Genomic DNA, 18,266 nt, shown 5'->3' on the forward strand with positions numbered 1-18,266 from the left:
GGCAGCTTGATTCTTTTTCAATCCGTTTTCTTCCTAACTGGAATGCGGATGACTGTTTTTAGATTCTCCGTTTTTGTTCTCCGGGGATCCGATAAATAAATTTCGTGATGCCTGCGAATTCTGCCATCCTTTTCCTCCGTTATCCCATTAATCAGTTGATGAGTTTCAATATATTGTTCCATTTGAAAAATAGTTGCCGGCTCTGCATCATATGAACCCATATGCATCATTTGGACACATAATCCTTCCTTCCACGTAGCGAAATAAGCTTTCGACACATCCAGCATTGGTTTTTTCTTCTTTAACTCCCCGCATGCCCAACGAAAAATCCCTTCATCGACGAATTCGGGCTGCCGTATCATCGATGTCCATCGGAATAAATGTTTTCTTTCTCTATCTATTCCCGAGCTGCCTTCCATCCACCATAACCCTTCCAATGGAGGGACGACATATTCAAAATAGCCCGGCAATGGGCCAGGGCCCATCTTACTCATTTTAATTGCATAGGATAGTCCATATAACAATTCAATTGCCGCTGGATATTCACCGCTCTCTTGATTTGGATCTCCTTTGCCGTCAACCATGATAAAGGACATCTCAGGAATTTCTATTAATTCAGGCTTCTTCCCGGGCATATAAAATGATTTCTCTTTCTTCTTATAGTCCACTTTGTTAGCCGGCATAGAGCATCAACCTTTCTTATCCTTTTTCAATGGACCGTTTGAATTTCTTGATTTTTTTAAGGGCCCAGTCATAATGGCTGGATGTTGCCGATATTAAATATTGGCCTAGCGAAGTCGATCCAGTCCAGTTATAATATTTTTTTGTGAATAATTCTTCATCTGAATGGCCTTCTATGATCTTCATCATTTTTGCATGGCTTTCCTCCAGCAACTCCATTGTTTCATCTAAACCAGTCTGTTGATACTTTTCCCAGATGTGCTTATTCAGTTCTGGCGTCGTTCTGAACGTATATCCTGGTGCAGGCAGCTCTGGTTGCTTTCCAGCCATCCCTATTTCATAGGCGTTTTCCATCAGAACTAGCCACTCATGCAAATGAGCCATAACGTCTCTTATATTCCGGTATAAACTTTCGAAAGAGAACTCCTCATTCCACTTTTCTTCCGGTATTGATTGGACTGCCTCCAACAATGCCTTGTAGTTCCTTTCACTGAATTCTATTAGTTCCTTTTTTGTTTTTGGCCTCGGCATCTATACTTCCTCCTCCGTATCCTATGTACATGTTTAGATACATAATAATTATTATATTTATATAATAACAAAAATAAAAATAATTCTCTCTTTTTTTATTTAGGCATATCTCTTAAACCGGATTGGACATTCTTTTTCTTTCAACATTTGATACGATATACGCTATAAACGATTTGAAGATGGAGAGATGATTCAGATGGCCACAGCAAAAGGGCATATGCTGGAAGCTTTTATTCACGACTTATATGAGGGACGTTTTGAAGAAGTATCGGATAGGATTACAGAAGGCATACAATGGAAACTAGCAGGAAAAACAACTATTGAAGGAAAAAACAGATTTCTCGAATACGCTGGGAAGCAAGATTCAACCTTTATCGATTGGTCCATCAGCCATACAATCACCCATGGTATTACCGCTGCTGTAAATGGAACAGCAACTATGAAAGACAGAAATCAAAAAGTGAAACAAATACTATTTTGCCATATTTTTTTGTTAGGGCATTTCAACAAGTCACCCTTTAGGAATGGCATGAATAAAGCCATGCCATTCTTCCCCTTCATTTTTCTAATAAGGCGATAACTGCCTGATTTCTCCAACCATCATAAGCTGTAGGCAACTGTCCATCATGACAGCCATTCACAGAATAATCATATACACTCTGCAGAAATGGATAAAAGGCTTTGTAATAGCCGGCAGCCTCATTAGGCAATGCATTCGGTGGATTCACACTATCAAATGCGACTTTCCGGAAAGGCAGCCTGCCTTGTCCATACAGAAGTTCCTGATCATCTTTCAAGACCATTGATCCTTCTGTTCCATACAAAGTGACTGTTGAGCCTGAACCATGATGTATACCAGATAATAATTGCAGTGAGAACGTTGAACCGCCTCTTAGCCTTCCGGAGATAAAAAACGCATCATCCGCATCCCTTATTTCATCTGGCCCAATCGGCACATGGGTATGTTTGAAGCCATACACCTGCTCCATTTCTTCACTTGACATCCATCTTATAAAATCAATCATATGCGTACCTATGGCACCCAGCATGCCTCCAAAATGTTGTTTTTGCCCCATCCACCCCCTATTTATGGAAGATAAAATGTGGTAATCGGGACTTGATGCATGGTATTCGGTATGTAATAGCTTCCCAATTTTTCCTCGGCCGACAAACTCCTTCAATTTTTGTCTTATCGGCAAATAACGCCATTCAAAATCAACAAAGACGTTGCAATCCGTTTTATTTGCAGCCTCCAACATGTCCAAAGCTTGCTTTGCATTCATGGCAAAGGGTTTTTCACATACAACGTTGATTCCCATATCCAAAGCCTTGATAACTATTTGATGGTGATATTCAGGCAACGAACTGACAAACACTAGATCCAAATCTTCCTTTTCGAGCATTTCCTGCCAATCAAGATAGTGCTTAAACGGAAATGTATTTCCCTTCAACTCTTCAGGAATTGAATGGCGATACATTGTACTAATTGCCGTCAATTGCATATGAGGATGCAATTGGATGATAGGCGCCTGCACCCGCAGGCCAAACCCTCCGCCCACAATTCCTGTTTTCAATCCAATCCCCCCTTCCTTTTACTATATTCCACCATATTCCACAAACACCTTCTAAAACGAATATTATTATAAACCCCGGAAACTTGATCCTCATTTCCGCGGACAGCAAAAAAGCCGGGAACCATTGGATTATGAATGGTTTCCGGCTTTTTAATATCGATGACCCAAGAGGGATTTGAACCCCCGACCCCCACCCTGTCAAGGTGATGTTCTCCCGCTGAACTATTGGATCGTTATTTATATTTAACACTATAATATGAGATCGGTTTCTTGTCAACCATCCAATTAGGTTAACTGAAGGGATGAGTTGTTTTGTCTAAGTTTTCTGAATCATATAGATACTTAAGTGGTTTTCATGTAAAATGACAGCATTACAACATTTTGATACAACGTACACTTGGAACCGTACATAATTAACTAATACTTTCTCCGAGTTGCTGTATCGGGAAAGGGGATTTTTATCATGCGGGCTATCTTTCTCGGGGCGGGAGCAGCTTTTTTCTTTGCATTCACTTTTATTATTAACCGCGCGATGGATATGGATGGAGGCAGCTGGATTTGGAGTTCTTCCCTCCGTTATTATTTTATGCTGCTGTTTTTACTGATAATCGTGGGGGCCAGAAAGAATATAAAAGAGCTGTTGATTGAAATGAGTAAGCATCCAGGCATGTGGATGATCTGGAGCGTTGTGGGTTTCGGTTTATTCTATGCCCCGCTGACGTTCGCCTCCTCATACGGTCCAGGATGGCTTATTGCAGGCACATGGCAGATGACCATTCTTTCAGGCTCCCTGCTAGCGCCGTTTTTTTATGAATACCATATCGGCAATAACGGTGAACGCATCAGGCACCGCGGGCGGATTCCATGGAGAGGTATGGTATTTTCGGTATTGATTTTATTCGGGGTATTGATTATGCAGCTGGAAAATGCAAGCTCATTATCGTTAAAGGATGCTTTCCTTTGTATAATACCCATCCTAATAGCCTCTTTCGCCTATCCGCTGGGCAACCGTAAAATGATGCATATTTGCGGCGGCAGGCTGGATGCCTACCAACGGGTTTTGGGGATGACAATGGCCTCCATGCCCTTTTGGATTCCATTATCCATCGTCGGCTTGGTTACAGATGGCTTACCTACCACAAAACAAGTGGTACAATCCGGCAGTGTCGCCTTATTTTCCGGTGTCTTTGCCACAGTTTTATTTTTTGCGGCAACCGATTTAGTGAAGGATCATATTGAGCGGCTGGGAACTGTTGAAGCCACGCAATCATTGGAAGTCTTATTTGCAGCCATAGGAGAGATGATCTTCCTTGGCAGCGCCCTGCCTTCCCTACCATCATGGATCGGTATGGGGCTAGTTATGCTCGGAATGGTTTTACATAGCTATTTCAATGCTAAAATCGCCCAAAAAACGGTTCCGTCAAGAATGGCTGATGAACATTTATAAAGGAAAAGCAGCCATTTGGGCGGCTGCTTTCTTTTTTGATCAACCGATCAATTCTTCATTTTCACGTTCTTTCAGTTCTTCATCAGACAATGCTTCTTCCTCGTCGCGCAATCTATGTGCTAATCGTGATGCAGCACTTGATGCAATACTTGCAACCATATCGTCCAAGAAGGTATGTACTTTATTATCCTTCTTATTATCTAGATCCCTGATGATGCCGATCTTATTTTTATCCAAATGGCCGAATGTAGTGACAGCAATGCTGCCGTAAGCAAGGACTGCTCCAAAAGCAATCGTTTCATCGACACCAAATAACCCTTCATCGCTTTCGATAATGGATTGAAGCGGTTCTGACAGTTTGTGCTCCTCGGCAAGCTTGTCCAGCTCCACACCTACTAGTAAAGCATGCTGGATCTCCCTTTTCACCAATACTTTCTCTACGCTTTCCACACACATATCCATTGTTAGGTTGGGGTTATACGGAAGCTGCATTTCGTATACGATTTCTGCAATGGAATCGATGGATACACCACGGTCTTCCAATGCTTTAAGCGCTGCTGCCGTTACGTCACGGCTATGGACACGCTTGACATCCATGGAATCATCTCCTCTACTCATTCTCTATATCTACCCATTATATAATAATTTCCGTCAAAATTATCAGAATATAATTGGTAATCACCGCACAAAGAGATAAATCCTGTAAAAAAAGCGTATAAACGGAAATTTGCTTCTGTCTATGCTACACTTTTTGTATCTTTATCAGGAGGTATAACAGTTGAAGATTCCAATGGGAAAAATACAGGGCACTATGTTCTACAGCGATTCTTTGCAGGAAGAGATCGAACTATTGATCTATCTGCCTGCCAACTACTCCCCGCTCTATAAGTATACAATTTGCATCGTCAATGATGGCAAAGACTATTTTCAAATGGGCCGTTTAGGGAGAGTTGCTGACCAGTTACTGTATGAAGAAAAAATAGAGAATACGATTTTCGTAGGGATCCCCTACAAGGACAGATTTGACCGCAGAACTAAATATCATCCTGAAGGGGAAAAACAAAGCCAGTATATACGTTTCCTTGCACACGAGCTGGTTCCTTTTTTAGATAAGGAATATCCTTCATATGGCGTCGGGCATGGACGCGCCTTGATGGGCGATTCACTCGGGGGCACAGTCTCTCTTAGAGCAGCTCTAGCCTATCCCCATACGTTCGGCAGAGTCATTATGCATTCTCCGTATGTAAACCAAAACGTAATGGAAGAAGTGCGCTCCTGCAAGGACAGCCACCTTCTCAATCTGTATCACGTCATCGGTGTGGACGAAACAGATGTCCCTGAAACAAATGGCGACCATAGTAATTTCATAGAACCCAACCGAGCATTGCATGAATTGCTGCAGGAAAAAGGGTTCCCGATGTTTTATGATGAATTTAAAGGGGAACATACATGGAAGTATTGGCAAAAAGATTTGCCCCGGACAATTGAGCGGATGTTTTCCCTTTAAGCGTATCAAATCTAATGTAATTGCAAATAGTAGCTACTATTTTCTGAATTTTGATATAATGGAATGAAATACCCATACAGTAAACGATTTACAAATATGTTTTATGTAGGGTAGCTATAACATCGCGGGAAAAAATGAGCATACTCTTCCTTTTTCCCGCAATAAGCGAACTTGTCTAACATTCTATATCCAGGAGGTACTATTATGAAATATGGCATCGCAATTTTCCCATCAAAAAAACTTCAAGATTTGGCAAACTCTTACCGTAAGCGCTACGATCCTCACTACGCCCTTATCCCACCGCATCTAACATTAAAGGAACCGACTGAGGCTACAGAAACGGAAATGGAGGCAATTGTTGCGCAACTGACCGAAACATCCAAGAAATGCAAGCCATTTCAGCTGAGCATACTGAAAGCGAGTACATTCCAGCCTGTCAATAATGTCATCTACCTAAAAGCAGAGCATAATGCCGAACTTGATCGTTTGCATAATCAAATCCAACAAGACTTGAAAGGGACGGAAGCGTCATATGCGTTCGTACCTCATATTACAATCGGCCAAGCGCTGTCCGATGATGAGCACAGTGATGTATACGGACAAATGAGCATGCTTGACCTGCGCCATGAAGAAATCATCGATCGTTTCCATCTTCTATATCAACTGGATAATGGAGCTTGGACAGTCTACGAAACATTCAAATTGGCGAAGGATCTTTAATCTATGAAAGCCATCATTGCCCGATCACCTGAAGATTTAAGAGATGTCTACTCCATCCGCCATACTGTGTTTATGGAAGAGCAGCAAGTCGATGTAGAGAATGAAAAGGACCAATATGAAAACCAATCCATCCATTTTCTATTGCGTACAGCTGAAGGGGTAGCAATTGGCGCTGGCAGAATGCGCCTTGTTGAAGGAAAAGGAAAAGCCGAACGCGTATGCATCCTAAAGCATGCACGCTCACTCGGCGGAGGAAAGTCGATTATGGAAGCCATGGAGGCTTTCGCTCGCGAAAATACAATCCCCTCCATTCTATTAAACGCACAAAAACAAGCGATCGGCTTTTACGAAAAACTTGGATATTCAACCATATCCGAAGAGTTTATGGAAGCAGGCATTCTCCATCGAAAAATGGAAAAAAAGATAGACTGATAAAACCCCTTTACATTCGTAAAGGGGTTTTCCTTAACAATTAATTCATTTTCTTACGGTCCTTGAAGATTTTGACAATCAAATAAAGGATGAAAATTAATACAAGCACTGCAATGATATAAGTGGCAGGCTTCATATAATGCTCTGCCAGCATCCAGTTTTGGCCCAGCTTAAAACCGATATACGTCAACAGTATATTCCAAGGAATACATCCTAGAATGGTATATACCGTAAACTTGCGGAAGCTCATATCTGCTATCCCGGCAGGCAGAGAGATAAATGTCCGAATTACCGGCAAAACTCTCCCAAAAAAGACCGTTGCAGCCCCATACTTCGAAAAGAAATGCTCTGATTTTTCAAGATGCTTCACATTCAAAAAAATATATTTTCCATATTTCAGGATAAGAGGACGCCCTCCAATTTTTCCTACATAAAAAGCAAGCCAAGAACCGACTAGGTTCCCCAGTACGCCTGCAATGACCACCCACCAAAAATTCAATTTTCCCAGCTCGGCCATAAACCCGCCAAATAGCATAATGACTTCACTTGGCAAAGGAATACAAGCACTCTCTATCAGCATCCCAAGAAAAATACCTGCATGGCCAAACGTGTCGATCAACCAGAAAGCTGCATCCTTAAACCATTCCAATAGCATATGTAACATGTCATAGCTCCCTTTATCACATTCCGTATTCATTTTTCGGCTTTTTAAAGCGTTTATATTGCTTCCCTCACCCTTGCGTCCTGACTGGCGGTCGATAAGCAGGCGGGGACCGGCAATACTTCTTGATTATAGCAAATGCAGAATTGAATGAAAAATAATGAGGCACGGCCCATCATTGCAAAGACAGTCAAAGAGAGTTGGATTGCATGTATTGAGTGGGTTCCCATCAAAAAAACCTTCAGCATAAAGAAGAGGGACTGATACACTCTTGTTTATGCTGAAGGTTTTCCATACGTTTCATCGAAAAGGGGTCATAACAATATAACCAGTGTAGTACATCCATTCCTTTACAAAAAAAGGGAATTTAGCTTCAAAGGATCGATAGGCGGATGTCGGCGTAGGTGATGAATACACATTTTCCATATTCAATTGCTTCGCCAGCAAGACAGATCGCTTCATATGCAAAGGATCGCTTACAAGCGTATAGGAATCAAACGTCATATGCTTTTTGTTTACTTCCTCCATCGCATATTTTAAGTTTTCTTCCGTCACCGCCGATTTTTCTTCTATAATGATTCTCCGCGGATTTACACCCTGTTCTATTGCATACTCCTTTGATGTCCTTGCTTCCGATTTAATTTCTCCTGGTGCAGTGCCGCCTGTAAATATTAAATAATCGACTTTCCCTTTTTTGTATAACTCGATTGCATGATTAAGTCTTTCTTTCAAAACCGGTGAAGGTTTACCGTTCCAGGCTGCTGCACCAAGTACAATGGCGGCATCCGTCTTTCCATCATTATCCTCAAGCCCGAAAGAGTAGACGCTTAAGCCTGTATAAAGCAAGAAACAAAATACAACAATCAATACACCTTTGACATACTTAACCATACTTACCATTCACCTTTATTTAGTACTTATCATCCATACTGACATAGTCATCATACATTGTTTTCTTTCTAAAAATCTACCATTTTTCATCAAAAAACGATATTTTTTTCAATCCCGTTCAAACAAAAAAACCAACTCTGAGTTAGAACCCAAAGCTGGCCTTAAACCATCAAATCATTTCATCAAGAAGCATTCCTTTTCCGGTTATTCTCGGAGCTTTTACGGGTTTGGAATTTAATTGATAGCCCGCCTTTTCCGAAGGCCTGCTCAACTTGCTGGACGTATATGCCTCTTCATGTAAATCTTCTTCTTCATTCTTCTCTCCGGCATGGTCAAGGACTATTCTGAATACCGGCTGCAATCCTTTCACATGCTGCATTTGCTTTTTCCTTTCCTCGATATAAGCGGTCCGGTTGCCGTATTGCACATATTCATACTGGGTTACGGGAATAACAAATGCCAATGTTAATCACTCCTTTATTATTGATATCTATATGTATGGAAGTGTGTCTATTATATAGAATATTCTGCTTTTTTAATCAATACCCTTCCGCTACGCTAAACAAACATAAAATGTTGTTCTTTTTGTTTACCGATAGATTTGATAAGATGGAGGATGGAATCTTTTAACCAAAGTGAAAATGATTTGAGGGAAAGCACTATGAAACAAGCAAAATACAATCAAGAAACAATCAATCTTGCACACCTATCCCCGGAGCTCCTTCAATTGACATTTGAACGCGGGAAAAAAGGAAAACTATCTTGTCCCGTTTGCGGGGAACCAGTACGTTTATATTTTGGCATCGCCAAAGAACCTTATTTTTATCATATTGGAAAAGAAAAAGCGGATTGCAAACTGCCTGTCGCAGAATCACCGATGGACACCAAAGGCCACGGCGGACAGGAAGTGAATGGTTTTACCCTTCCGAAAGCAAGAAGCATTACTAAAACAACTGAATCCATTGCCTTTAAAAAATCAAAACAAATAATCGGAAACCCTCCCTATTCGTCTGAGAAAGCGCCTCTCGCTCTGCATATTCACCCTTATCTCAAAAATTTGCTGGAGCACGATATCTCGCTTGATGCCGAACAGCTATCCGTTGTACTGACTACTAAAGGGCCTTTGCTTGTACTATCAGGTGCCGGAAGCGGAAAAACACGGGTTTTAACAGCAAGGACTGCGTATTTGATGAAGGCGTGCGATGTCGCTCCATCCAAAATCCTGCTAGTGACGTTTACGGCCAAAGCAGCAAAAGAAATGAAGGAACGATTGCTTTCCTACCCTGAAATAACGCCCGCTGATGTTCATGGATTGGTAGCAGGCACTTTCCACAGCATTTTTTACAAAATCCTGCTATTCCACGAAAGGCAGAATTGGCAAAATACAGCCCTGATTAAATTTGATTGGGAAAAAGAAAACATCCTTAAAATGGCTGGACGAGAAAAAGGGCTGGACGACAAAGAGTTTGCATACGATGCAGCTTTGCAGCAAATCGGACTCTGGAAAAATTCACTTCTATTCCCGAATGATGTGCGTCCAAGCGATAAATGGGAGGAAGACTGCCTTTACCTATACCGTAAATACGAAGCCAGCAAAGAACAAAGCGGACGCTTCGATTTCGATGATATGCTTGTCGGCTGCTATACTTTGTTTCTCAAGAATCCCGACATTCTAGCAAAATATCAGGAACGCTTCCAATATATATTAATCGATGAATTCCAAGATATTAACAAAGTCCAATATAAGCTGATGAAAATGCTGACCAAGGACTGCCAAAATATTTGCGCAGTGGGGGATGACGACCAGAGTATATACGCATTCCGCGGCAGCGATCCATCATTTATTTTGGAATTCGAACGCGATTATCCTGCAGCTAAAACGATCAAACTTGCACAAAATTACCGTTCTTCCCACCAGATAGTCGCAACGGCCAACCGGATTATCGCCAAAAATGAAAAGAGGAAAGATAAGAAGATGGTTGCACAGCACAATCAAGGCGAGGCTCCCACCCTCTTTTATCCACTCGATGAAGAACAAGAAGCCACGATGATTGTAACAGATATTGCAGAAAAAATTGAAAAAGGAGCTTCTCCTTCCGATTTTGCCATTCTCTATAGGACTCATACGATGTCCAGGGCCATTTTTGAACGGCTGGCCGAATCTAATCTTCCTTTTGTCATTGATCAAGATTCGGAAGCCTTCTATCAACGGAGAATCGTTAAGAGCATGCTTGCTTATTTAAGGTTAAGCATTGATCAAGATGACATCCATGCCTGTTCTGATTTGCTTCCCTCGCTTTTCTTGAAGCAAAGCCTATTGCAGGAAATCAAAGCCCAAATGATTCTACAAGACTGCAATGCATTAACGGCTTTATCGAAGCTAAAAACCGGACATGCTTTCCAAGAACGGAAGCTTGCTAAATTACCGGGACAAATCCGTAACTTACAGCATTTGCCTCCTTCGATTGCTCTTGAACGGATTGAAAAAGAAGTAGGCTTTACCGATTATGTGAAAAAGCGCGGAAATGAAGGAAGCAAGATGGAAAAAGGCTCTGATGATGTCCGAAACCTGAAGGTAGCCGCAAAAAGGTTTCTGGATTGCCAATCTTTTCTGATGCATGCAGACCATATGAGTGCGATGAATAAGGAAGTCAAGAAGCTGTCCAAGCACTTCCCGCAGGCAATTACGCTTACAACCATCCATCGTTCAAAAGGTCTCGAATACAATAATGTATATATTCTCAGCGCTGTCGATGGCGGCCTACCCCATGATTATGCCATGGATGAGTATCGTAAAGGCGTTAAACATGCACTTGAGGAAGAACGGCGCCTTATGTATGTGGCGGCAACGCGCGCTAAAAACGAACTCTATTTCAGCATTTTGCAAAGCAGGGGCGGAAAAGCCACGTACCCTTCCAGATTTTTATATATCTAATCTAAAGAGCAATCAACCTAAATGGATGATTGCTCTTTTTCACAGGGCCGGCAATTGTATTCCGTAAAAACCATAAGTATATTATTTCTTATTGATCATATTGGCAATTGTCCCAAAATCCAATTGTTTCCCATCATTGATGATCGAGTTGACAATCTTATCCTCCAATTCCCGATTAACAGGCTTTCCCGCCATTTTAGAAACACGTTGAATCACACCGCGCACAGTCGCTTCATCTTTAAAGTTCGCACCTTGCAGCGAGCCTGCAAGTTCCATGACATCCTTCATATTAACGCCCGTTTTCTTTTCCATATTCTTAAAAAAATTCGAGTCCATAATAAGCCCCCCTTTACGTAAGGTCATTATATGCCGGATCGGCAAATAGGTTCCTAACTAACGGGAATCCCAATCCATCCCCAACAGACTCTATATTCGCAAAAATAAAACGGCCACATATGATGGATATAAAAGAAAGGAGGTATTCTTATGTCACATCGGCATGAATCAGATTCTCCTTCCCGGCGGCGCCATACAATGATTGACTCCTGGAAATCTTCTTTCCGTTTGGATACTGCCCGGCGTTGCCCCTGCCGCCAACGCGATGAGGAATCCACTTCAGATTATATTCCTATAAAAGAACACCACCATTCCAAGGGCAATAAGCAGAGGTCTTTTCCATCATCGTGTATCGCCCCTAAAAAACATCATACTCCTTCAAAATGCTGGTCTCCTGTCTATGAGCAGTACGGTAGCTGTTGGCGCCCATAGGCATTCAAACATCCCTTCAGATCCTGGAGGGTTTTTTTATGTAAAAGAAAAGAAAAACGGGACTTAATGTCCCGTTTCCGGTTGTCAGCAGCAGAAGGATGCTCCAACAATAATTAATAATATGAACAAAACAACGATTAATACAAATGTAGATCCATAACCGCCGCCACAGCCACCGCCGTATCCATATCCGCAACCGCCGCCATACCCATATCCGCAGCCACCGTACATACCAATCACCTCGCTTTCGCTTAGCTCTTATCTAACATATGACTTGCCTGCAAAATGTGTATGGGCTTTTCCCCAGTTACTGGGCCTATTTTGGCGGAATCAACGGTATAACCTTTATTATCCCTTCGGCTTGAACAAAAGCGCTCCTAAAAATCCAAATATAATGGCAGAGGAAATCCCTGATGAGGCAATCTCAAACATCCCCGTTACAACACCGATGATTCCGTGCTGTTCGGCTTCCTGCATAGCCCCGTGAACGAGAGAATTGCCAAAACTCATGATAGGGACTGTTGCCCCTGCACCTGCAAAATCCACAAAAGGCTCATATAAATTAAAACCTGCCAAAATAGCCCCAATGACTACCAGCAAGCTTAATGTGTGCGCGGGCGTCAGCTTGGCAACATCAAATAATAATTGACCGATTACACAAATCAACCCGCCAATGACAAAGGACCAAAAAAACATTGCAAGCATCTTCGAACCTCCTTTCTTATCCTAAAACAGATCCATTATCGAAAATGGATTGCCACAGCGTGGGCCGTACAAGGGATACTTTCATTTTGCTGGAACGTCAACGGTGACAGCAAAGCCCCTGTGCTCACCAACAGGATCCTCCGGTACGTTCCTTTCTTCATTTCATTCAGCAAATGTCCATACAAAACAGTCGCAGAACAACCAGCACCGCTGGCCCCTGCGAAAACTTGCTGATCCTTGCTGAAAATCATCGTTCCGCAATCCATGAAGCGCTGCTCCTCGATCAGGAAGCCTTTTTCCTGGAATAAATCATAGGCAATTGTCCGCCCGTTGCTTCCCAGGTCTCCGGTAATGACAGCATCGTAATAATTTGGGCCGAGGCCAAGATCCCGATGATGGGCCATAATTGTATCAACTGCAGCCGGCGCCATGGCTCCACCCATATTGTAAGGATCGGAAAGCCCCATATCTATCACTTTTCCTATCGTTGCACTTTCAAGTGTGGGATACGAAATGCCCTGCTCTTTCTTGGCCGAAACTAAAGCAACCCCGGCACCAGTCACTGTACGCTGCGATGTCGGCGGTTTTTGGCCTCCATATTCATTCGGATACCTGAATTGTTTCTCAACCGCACCTTTATGGCTTGATGCCCCTGTTAAAATATTTTCCGCCCCTTTATGGTTGACAATGAAAGCCGCTAAGGCAAGCCCTTCCATCGCCGTAGCGCATGCTCCGTAAACACCCATGGTGGGAATGCCTACTTTTCGCAAAGCAAAGCTAGTCGGGGTCATTTGATTGATTAAGTCTCCACCAATAAAAAACTGGATTTCTTCCTTAGAGACCGTTTCTTTTTTCAATGCGATCTCCACAGCATCCTCCAATAATTTACGGTGTGCTTTTTCATGGCTTTCTTCATTTGCATAGTCGTCTTTATAAAGCAAATCAAAATCACTGGCCAGAGGCCCCTCCGCTTCATATGTTCCGCCAGTTACGCCAGTCGCCAAGATAACAGGCGCATTGGCAAATGACCACGATTGTTTACCGAAGAGCATATAGCAACCTCCTTTCTAAAAGCGCTATGCGCCTACTGCATCATGTTTTTTCCTTTTGCAATTCAATGATCTTTTTAAAGTCCTTTCTTGCTTTTTTCCTAGAAAAGCTCGGATTTTTTAAATGCTCATTCAAATTAACAGCTTCAAGGAAAATTTTATAATCGCTGGAGACGGTGAAGGAATGGTCGCTAAACTTTTTCTCCAGCTTCTTATTCAGTTCTTTTTCGATCTTTTTCATGCCAAAACGTTTCATGTGCTTTACTTTATAGGCGACCAGCACCTTCTTTTTTCCTGTGATAATAGCTGCATCATAGATTTCAGGAAACGATAAAACATATTTATGTACGTCTTCAGCAAAAGCAAATTCTTCTTTTGATTCATACAATACCGCGGGATGCGGATTAGTCGTCCGGAATAGCGACATTTTGGCGTCTCCGACTTTTTTATCCGAACAACCCGCCAATACAAAGGCAAATAAAACAAGGGCTACCGCCACCTTTTTCATATAACGGCTTCTTTTCATTTTCTCCCTCCTCATAAACGGATTCTTTCTTTATCTTTTGCAAGTTACTAAAAAATATAAGGATAATAAAAAAAGAAATGCATCTCTGCATTTCTTCATTCTCGTTAAGCATATTCAATAAGATTTTTTCTTTTTGCCACAACCGCAGTCTCCTTTTTTCTTCGTCCATCCCTCTTGCTTTTTCACGGATTTTGCATCCTGTGGAATGTAGAATTTCTTTTGCATCATAAAGTATGCCTCCCTTACCTTGTATTGATGGCCAAGCTTTATTCGCTATATTTGTAACATATGTTAAAATGGTAAGCTTGTTCCATACACATGCCCAGCGTTTTCAAAAAAACTACTCCACAAGTTTCTGGACAACGCTCTCAAGCAAGGAAGCGAGGCCGGCAACAGCAAGTACGACAATAATCGGCCCTGCCCAATAAGGGAAAAAATAGTGTGCCAATACCACCAGGATTGCCATCCACATGCCCGTACACCAGTAACAGCTGAGCAATTCACCGATCCAGCCCCTTAATCCCGATTTATAGGGAACGATATAGATCTCCATTTCTCCCTTTTCATTTTTTTCTTCTGCTTCCTCAAAAAAAGGCTTCCTCATAAAAGCTGTGATTTTATCAAACACAATCAGCCTTGTAAGCCTGAAGCCTGCCAACGCTAATAAAAAAAAATCCAATGCATTTCCAATCATATACTTCCACCTCTTTCCTATTACCTTCAATGGCAAATACACCAAAAATGGGCATGTAACTCATTCCTTTTACACTGTCCCTTCATACTCTGTAAGTGACAGATGTTAAATAACTATTAGGAGGAATACGAATGAGTTGTGGACATGACAAATTTACAAATGACTGTGTTTGTTCAACATTGGTATCTGTAGCTGAAGCTCAAGAAAGAGTAGAAGATGATTGCAGATCTGGTTGTCAACAAGCCATTGATGAACTTAAGGGTCGTGTAAAAATTAGAGGTTTTGATACCATTCCTGTATTGATTACCTGCAACTGCCAGCCATTCGCAGGTGTGGGAGCACTTAGATGCGGAACAGACGACAAAATGTTCAATGTAATCCGAAGCTTCTTGTTCCGTGTCAGTGAAGTGGATGAGGATACGTGCTGTGCTACATTGGAGCTATTGAAGCCGATTGTGGCGTATCATGACTACGAGTCCGATGAAAGTGAAGATGAAAGCCGTGGTGACCATCACGACCAGCAATACCCTACTGCCTTCGATGAATTTTTGGCTGCATTGAACGATGCAAAAAAAATCGTCCGTACCGGTATTTGTATTACATTGGATTTAAAAGCTGCGACGTCTGTCACTTGCTTGCCACCGATTCATACAATGTAGGCGAAAAAACAAGGCTACTGTTGCAGTAGCCTCTTTTTATTTAAAGGTTTCCAACCTGTATAGCTTCGATTTCTTCCTCTTTGATTGCTATCGTTTCCTCTCGGTCCTCAAAAAAAAGCTTGATCATGTATACATTATTTCTCTTTCTTAACACTTGCCCTATCAGATCTTCCCCATCAATCATAATATTGCATATTGGCCTAGGAACAGCACCCGGCATATAGGCAAGATAGTTTAACAGATCTTCCTTCGACATTTCTGAAAACCGTTGCTTTTTTTGTTTTTTGATCGCTCTCTCTTTGTTCATCCTCCTCTTGTTATCCTTTGCATCATTTCTTTTTGCCTTATCCGAAACGTCCTGTATCCCTGTCGAAATCTCTATCACCTCTTCGGATTCGACATCGTCTTTTTCATTTTCCTTCACATTCTCTGTACTGACTACCCTTACTTCATCTTGTACTTGCATTATTTCATGATCGCTGGATGCATCATCCACATCGACAACTTCTGCTTCCCCAGGCTTTACAGCGGATCTATATTGCGATTGCATATTTGCATCCGGAGGCTCAATTTCGGGCTGCACAATATACATATAAGGGTGTTTATGCTCCGACTCTTTACCCATTGCCACTCCTCCTGACCTGTCTTCTTACTGAAAAATGTTCATTCTATAACGATATGTATGCATATTAGAGAAATTTATGCCAGTACACGCTTCCTTCATCCCCTGCTTGTAAAAGCAGAAAAAAACCTCCTGCCCAATTGGCAGGAGGCATTATCGTCTTTACATTAACGAGCCATAATGTGGAACCCGGAATCAACATGAATATTTTCACCTGTAATCCCGCGGGACATATCGCTGAAAAGGAAAACAGCAGTGTCTCCCACTTCTTCAGGAGTAGTCGTGCGGCGAAGCGGAGAGCTTTCCTCAATTTCTTTCAGGATCGTATTGAAATCGCTGATTCCTTTTGCAGACAGCGTACGGATTGGACCTGCAGAAATGGAATTGACGCGTATCCCCTGTTTGCCTAGATCGCTCGCCAAATATTTCACACTTGCATCCAAAGAAGCCTTCGCGACACCCATTACATTATAGTTCGATACGACACGTTCGCCTCCAAGATAAGTAAGAGTGATAATGCTGCCGCCTTCAGTCATAACATTTCGCGCTTCCTTGGCAATAGCGGTCAATGAATAAGAGCTGATATTATGCGCAAGCAAAAAACCGTCTCTAGTGGTATTCAGGTAGTCGCCGTCCAATTCTTCTTTATTGGCAAAAGCGATGCAATGCGCAATGCCATGGATAACCCCAGTTTCTTCTTTAATCTGTTTGAAGCACACCGCAATGTCATCATCGTTTGTTACATCACAAGGGATGACCGCATATTTTTCATCAAGAGAAGCAGCTAAATCCTTCACATTTTTTTCCAAACGTTCTCCTGCATATGTAAAAATCAAGTTGGCACCGGATTGATGAAGAGAACGGGCAATTCCCCATGCAATACTGCGCTTATTGGCTACGCCCATTATGACGAACGTTTTGCCTTCTAAAGAAAGTGTCATATTGTAAGTACCTCCATTATTTTATAACAAGTTATTAGTACCTAGTACTAAATCAATTATAACGAAAAATGCAACTTATGGAAAGAGCACAATGTTGTTTCAGCTATATTTCTTTTAAAATGTAAACCCAGCTTGACAAAAGGTATAGTCGACTTTACAATTTGAATAAAAAGGAAAATAGGTAAGAATATGCCGATTATTAATACCATTAAGGAGTTACGCGCAAAGCACCATCTCACTCAATCTGATTTGGCCGCTGCTGTACATGTTTCAAGGCAAACCATCGTCGCGTTGGAAAAAGGGAGCTATATCCCCTCCTTGTTGTTGGCAATGAAAATAAGCGACGTTTTTTCCATTCCCATTGAACACATTTTTACAATGAAAGAGGAGGAAAAATAATGAAAATCAAGAGAAACGCCATTTTTTGCGTTGGATGCATCGTATTGTCCGGGTGGATGTTAATATCACTGTATCAACCTATTACAGAGCTGGCCGATTATTTTCGTTTAGAGGAACCAACATTCAACGTTTCCTTCAACATTCATTCCATCCTCGTTTTTCTTTTGTTCGGCGGCCTATTCACATATCTTTTTTACAAAGATTCCAAACAGACAAAAGAAACACTGTACCATGCCCACCCCCTCCATGAAACCGATGAACGAAATGAACAACTAGCGGCGAAAGCAGCCCGCAACTCCTATATTGCAATGTGGTATACTTAGCCGCTTGCCGCCATCCTTATGCTTTTTTATCCATTCATCAATGAGACCATCCCATATTATCCAATTATGGTCATCCTGCTTGTGCCCCTTACACTATCAAGCGTCTACTTCATCACCCTAAGCAACATATACCGGGAATAAAAAAGCGAAAGTATCTGCTCAGAACCGACAAGCTTAAGAGGGATAGCTCAAAGGCTAGCT

General features: G+C 41.9%; 24 protein-coding genes and 1 tRNA gene. 9 read left to right on the plus strand and 16 right to left on the minus strand.

Annotation, left to right across the window (positions count from 1 at the left end; genetic code table 11):
• Nucleotides 1-17: 17 nt before the first annotated feature.
• Nucleotides 18-683 (minus strand): GyrI-like domain-containing protein, encoded by a 666-nt coding sequence (locus ABC357_RS13940; RefSeq protein WP_412888095.1) that lies wholly within the window; start codon nucleotides 681-683, stop codon nucleotides 18-20.
• A 16-nt stretch (nucleotides 684-699) separates the two neighbouring features.
• The gene (locus ABC357_RS13945) at nucleotides 700-1,212 is read right to left on the minus strand and encodes a ClbS/DfsB family four-helix bundle protein (protein ID WP_412888096.1); all 513 of its coding nucleotides are present in this window, start codon (nucleotides 1,210-1,212) and stop codon (nucleotides 700-702) included.
• 196 nt (nucleotides 1,213-1,408) lie between these two features.
• Between ABC357_RS13945 and ABC357_RS13950 the strand changes: the two genes are divergently transcribed.
• Complete coding sequence (locus ABC357_RS13950; RefSeq protein ID WP_412888097.1) at nucleotides 1,409-1,792, plus strand: hypothetical protein; 384 nt, start codon at nucleotides 1,409-1,411, stop codon at nucleotides 1,790-1,792.
• On the opposite strand, the gene ABC357_RS13955 is transcribed toward ABC357_RS13950, so the two are convergent.
• Nucleotides 1,770-2,786, minus strand: a complete 1,017-nt coding sequence (locus ABC357_RS13955; RefSeq protein ID WP_412888098.1) for a Gfo/Idh/MocA family protein — start codon at nucleotides 2,784-2,786, stop codon at nucleotides 1,770-1,772. The genes ABC357_RS13950 and ABC357_RS13955 overlap by 23 nt on opposite strands.
• 160 nt (nucleotides 2,787-2,946) lie before the next feature.
• Nucleotides 2,947-3,018: transfer RNA gene (locus ABC357_RS13960), tRNA-Val, on the minus strand.
• Between the two features lie 231 nt (nucleotides 3,019-3,249).
• Between ABC357_RS13960 and ABC357_RS13965 the strand changes: the two genes are divergently transcribed.
• A complete protein-coding gene (locus ABC357_RS13965) occupies nucleotides 3,250-4,233 on the plus strand; it encodes a DMT family transporter (protein ID WP_412888099.1) in 984 nt (327 codons plus the stop codon).
• Nucleotides 4,234-4,272: 39 nt separating this feature from the next.
• Here the strand turns inward: ABC357_RS13965 and ABC357_RS13970 are convergent, their stop codons facing one another.
• Nucleotides 4,273-4,830, minus strand: a complete 558-nt coding sequence (locus ABC357_RS13970; RefSeq protein WP_412888100.1) for a phosphatidylglycerophosphatase A family protein — start codon at nucleotides 4,828-4,830, stop codon at nucleotides 4,273-4,275.
• Between the two features lie 181 nt (nucleotides 4,831-5,011).
• On the opposite strand from ABC357_RS13970, the gene ABC357_RS13975 reads away from it, so the two are divergent.
• The 3 genes from ABC357_RS13975 to ABC357_RS13985 all read left to right on the plus strand — a co-directional run bounded on the left by ABC357_RS13975 (nucleotide 5,012) and on the right by ABC357_RS13985 (nucleotide 6,892).
• Complete coding sequence (locus ABC357_RS13975) at nucleotides 5,012-5,740, plus strand: alpha/beta hydrolase (RefSeq protein ID WP_412888101.1); 729 nt, start codon at nucleotides 5,012-5,014, stop codon at nucleotides 5,738-5,740.
• A 204-nt stretch (nucleotides 5,741-5,944) separates the two neighbouring features.
• Nucleotides 5,945-6,460, plus strand: a complete 516-nt coding sequence (locus ABC357_RS13980; RefSeq protein ID WP_412888102.1) for a YjcG family protein — start codon at nucleotides 5,945-5,947, stop codon at nucleotides 6,458-6,460.
• A gap of 3 nt (nucleotides 6,461-6,463) precedes the next feature.
• A complete protein-coding gene (locus ABC357_RS13985; RefSeq protein ID WP_412888103.1) occupies nucleotides 6,464-6,892 on the plus strand; it encodes a GNAT family N-acetyltransferase in 429 nt (142 codons plus the stop codon).
• A gap of 40 nt (nucleotides 6,893-6,932) precedes the next feature.
• On the opposite strand, the gene ABC357_RS13990 is transcribed toward ABC357_RS13985, so the two are convergent.
• From ABC357_RS13990 to ABC357_RS14000, 3 genes are all read right to left on the minus strand, one after another.
• Entirely contained in the window at nucleotides 6,933-7,556 is a 624-nt protein-coding gene (locus ABC357_RS13990) for a DedA family protein (protein WP_412888104.1), read from the minus strand.
• Between the two features lie 297 nt (nucleotides 7,557-7,853).
• Nucleotides 7,854-8,444 (minus strand): YdcF family protein, encoded by a 591-nt coding sequence (locus tag ABC357_RS13995; protein WP_412888105.1) that lies wholly within the window; start codon nucleotides 8,442-8,444, stop codon nucleotides 7,854-7,856.
• Nucleotides 8,445-8,613: 169 nt separating this feature from the next.
• Nucleotides 8,614-8,907: a hypothetical protein gene (locus tag ABC357_RS14000; protein WP_412888106.1), complete on the minus strand. Its 294-nt coding sequence runs from the start codon at nucleotides 8,905-8,907 to the stop codon at nucleotides 8,614-8,616.
• A gap of 198 nt (nucleotides 8,908-9,105) precedes the next feature.
• Between ABC357_RS14000 and ABC357_RS14005 the strand changes: the two genes are divergently transcribed.
• Nucleotides 9,106-11,379 (plus strand): UvrD-helicase domain-containing protein, encoded by a 2,274-nt coding sequence (locus ABC357_RS14005; protein ID WP_412888107.1) that lies wholly within the window; start codon nucleotides 9,106-9,108, stop codon nucleotides 11,377-11,379.
• Between the two features lie 81 nt (nucleotides 11,380-11,460).
• On the opposite strand, the gene spoVIF is transcribed toward ABC357_RS14005, so the two are convergent.
• From spoVIF to ABC357_RS14035, 6 genes are all read right to left on the minus strand, one after another.
• Entirely contained in the window at nucleotides 11,461-11,715 is a 255-nt protein-coding gene (gene spoVIF, locus ABC357_RS14010; RefSeq protein ID WP_412888108.1) for a sporulation-specific transcription regulator SpoVIF, read from the minus strand.
• 516 nt (nucleotides 11,716-12,231) lie between these two features.
• Nucleotides 12,232-12,378, minus strand: coding sequence for a YjcZ family sporulation protein (locus tag ABC357_RS14015; RefSeq protein WP_412888109.1), 147 nt, complete (start codon nucleotides 12,376-12,378; stop codon nucleotides 12,232-12,234).
• Nucleotides 12,379-12,495: 117 nt separating this feature from the next.
• Nucleotides 12,496-12,852, minus strand: a complete 357-nt coding sequence (gene spoVAE / locus ABC357_RS14020; RefSeq protein ID WP_412888110.1) for a stage V sporulation protein AE — start codon at nucleotides 12,850-12,852, stop codon at nucleotides 12,496-12,498.
• A 35-nt stretch (nucleotides 12,853-12,887) separates the two neighbouring features.
• Complete coding sequence (gene spoVAD / locus ABC357_RS14025) at nucleotides 12,888-13,904, minus strand: stage V sporulation protein AD (protein WP_412888111.1); 1,017 nt, start codon at nucleotides 13,902-13,904, stop codon at nucleotides 12,888-12,890.
• A gap of 40 nt (nucleotides 13,905-13,944) precedes the next feature.
• Nucleotides 13,945-14,427, minus strand: a complete 483-nt coding sequence (locus ABC357_RS14030; RefSeq protein ID WP_412888112.1) for a sporulation protein — start codon at nucleotides 14,425-14,427, stop codon at nucleotides 13,945-13,947.
• Between the two features lie 340 nt (nucleotides 14,428-14,767).
• Nucleotides 14,768-15,121, minus strand: a complete 354-nt coding sequence (locus ABC357_RS14035) for a DUF1360 domain-containing protein (protein WP_412888113.1) — start codon at nucleotides 15,119-15,121, stop codon at nucleotides 14,768-14,770.
• A gap of 131 nt (nucleotides 15,122-15,252) precedes the next feature.
• On the opposite strand from ABC357_RS14035, the gene ABC357_RS14040 reads away from it, so the two are divergent.
• Entirely contained in the window at nucleotides 15,253-15,780 is a 528-nt protein-coding gene (locus tag ABC357_RS14040; protein ID WP_412888114.1) for a CotY/CotZ family spore coat protein, read from the plus strand.
• 40 nt (nucleotides 15,781-15,820) lie between these two features.
• Here ABC357_RS14040 and ABC357_RS14045 read toward each other — a convergent pair whose 3' ends face one another.
• Together ABC357_RS14045 and fabI are read right to left on the minus strand one after the other, a co-directional pair.
• Nucleotides 15,821-16,405, minus strand: coding sequence for a CotO family spore coat protein (locus ABC357_RS14045; RefSeq protein WP_412888115.1), 585 nt, complete (start codon nucleotides 16,403-16,405; stop codon nucleotides 15,821-15,823).
• 164 nt (nucleotides 16,406-16,569) lie between these two features.
• On the minus strand, nucleotides 16,570-17,343 hold the full coding sequence (gene fabI, locus ABC357_RS14050) for an enoyl-ACP reductase FabI (RefSeq protein WP_412888116.1): 774 nt from the start codon (nucleotides 17,341-17,343) through the stop codon (nucleotides 16,570-16,572).
• A gap of 189 nt (nucleotides 17,344-17,532) precedes the next feature.
• Here fabI and ABC357_RS14055 point away from each other — a divergent pair, with 189 nt between their 5' ends.
• Complete coding sequence (locus tag ABC357_RS14055; RefSeq protein WP_412888117.1) at nucleotides 17,533-17,742, plus strand: helix-turn-helix transcriptional regulator; 210 nt, start codon at nucleotides 17,533-17,535, stop codon at nucleotides 17,740-17,742.
• A complete protein-coding gene (locus ABC357_RS14060; protein ID WP_412888118.1) occupies nucleotides 17,742-18,065 on the plus strand; it encodes a hypothetical protein in 324 nt (107 codons plus the stop codon). Before ABC357_RS14055 ends, ABC357_RS14060 begins: the two co-directional genes overlap by 1 nt.
• The last annotated feature ends 201 nt before the right edge of the window (nucleotides 18,066-18,266 follow it).

Origin of the sequence: Bacillus kalamii (assembly GCF_047238185.1) — a bacterium.
In the GTDB taxonomy this organism is placed as follows: Bacteria; Bacillota; Bacilli; order Bacillales; family DSM-1321; genus Bacillus_AD.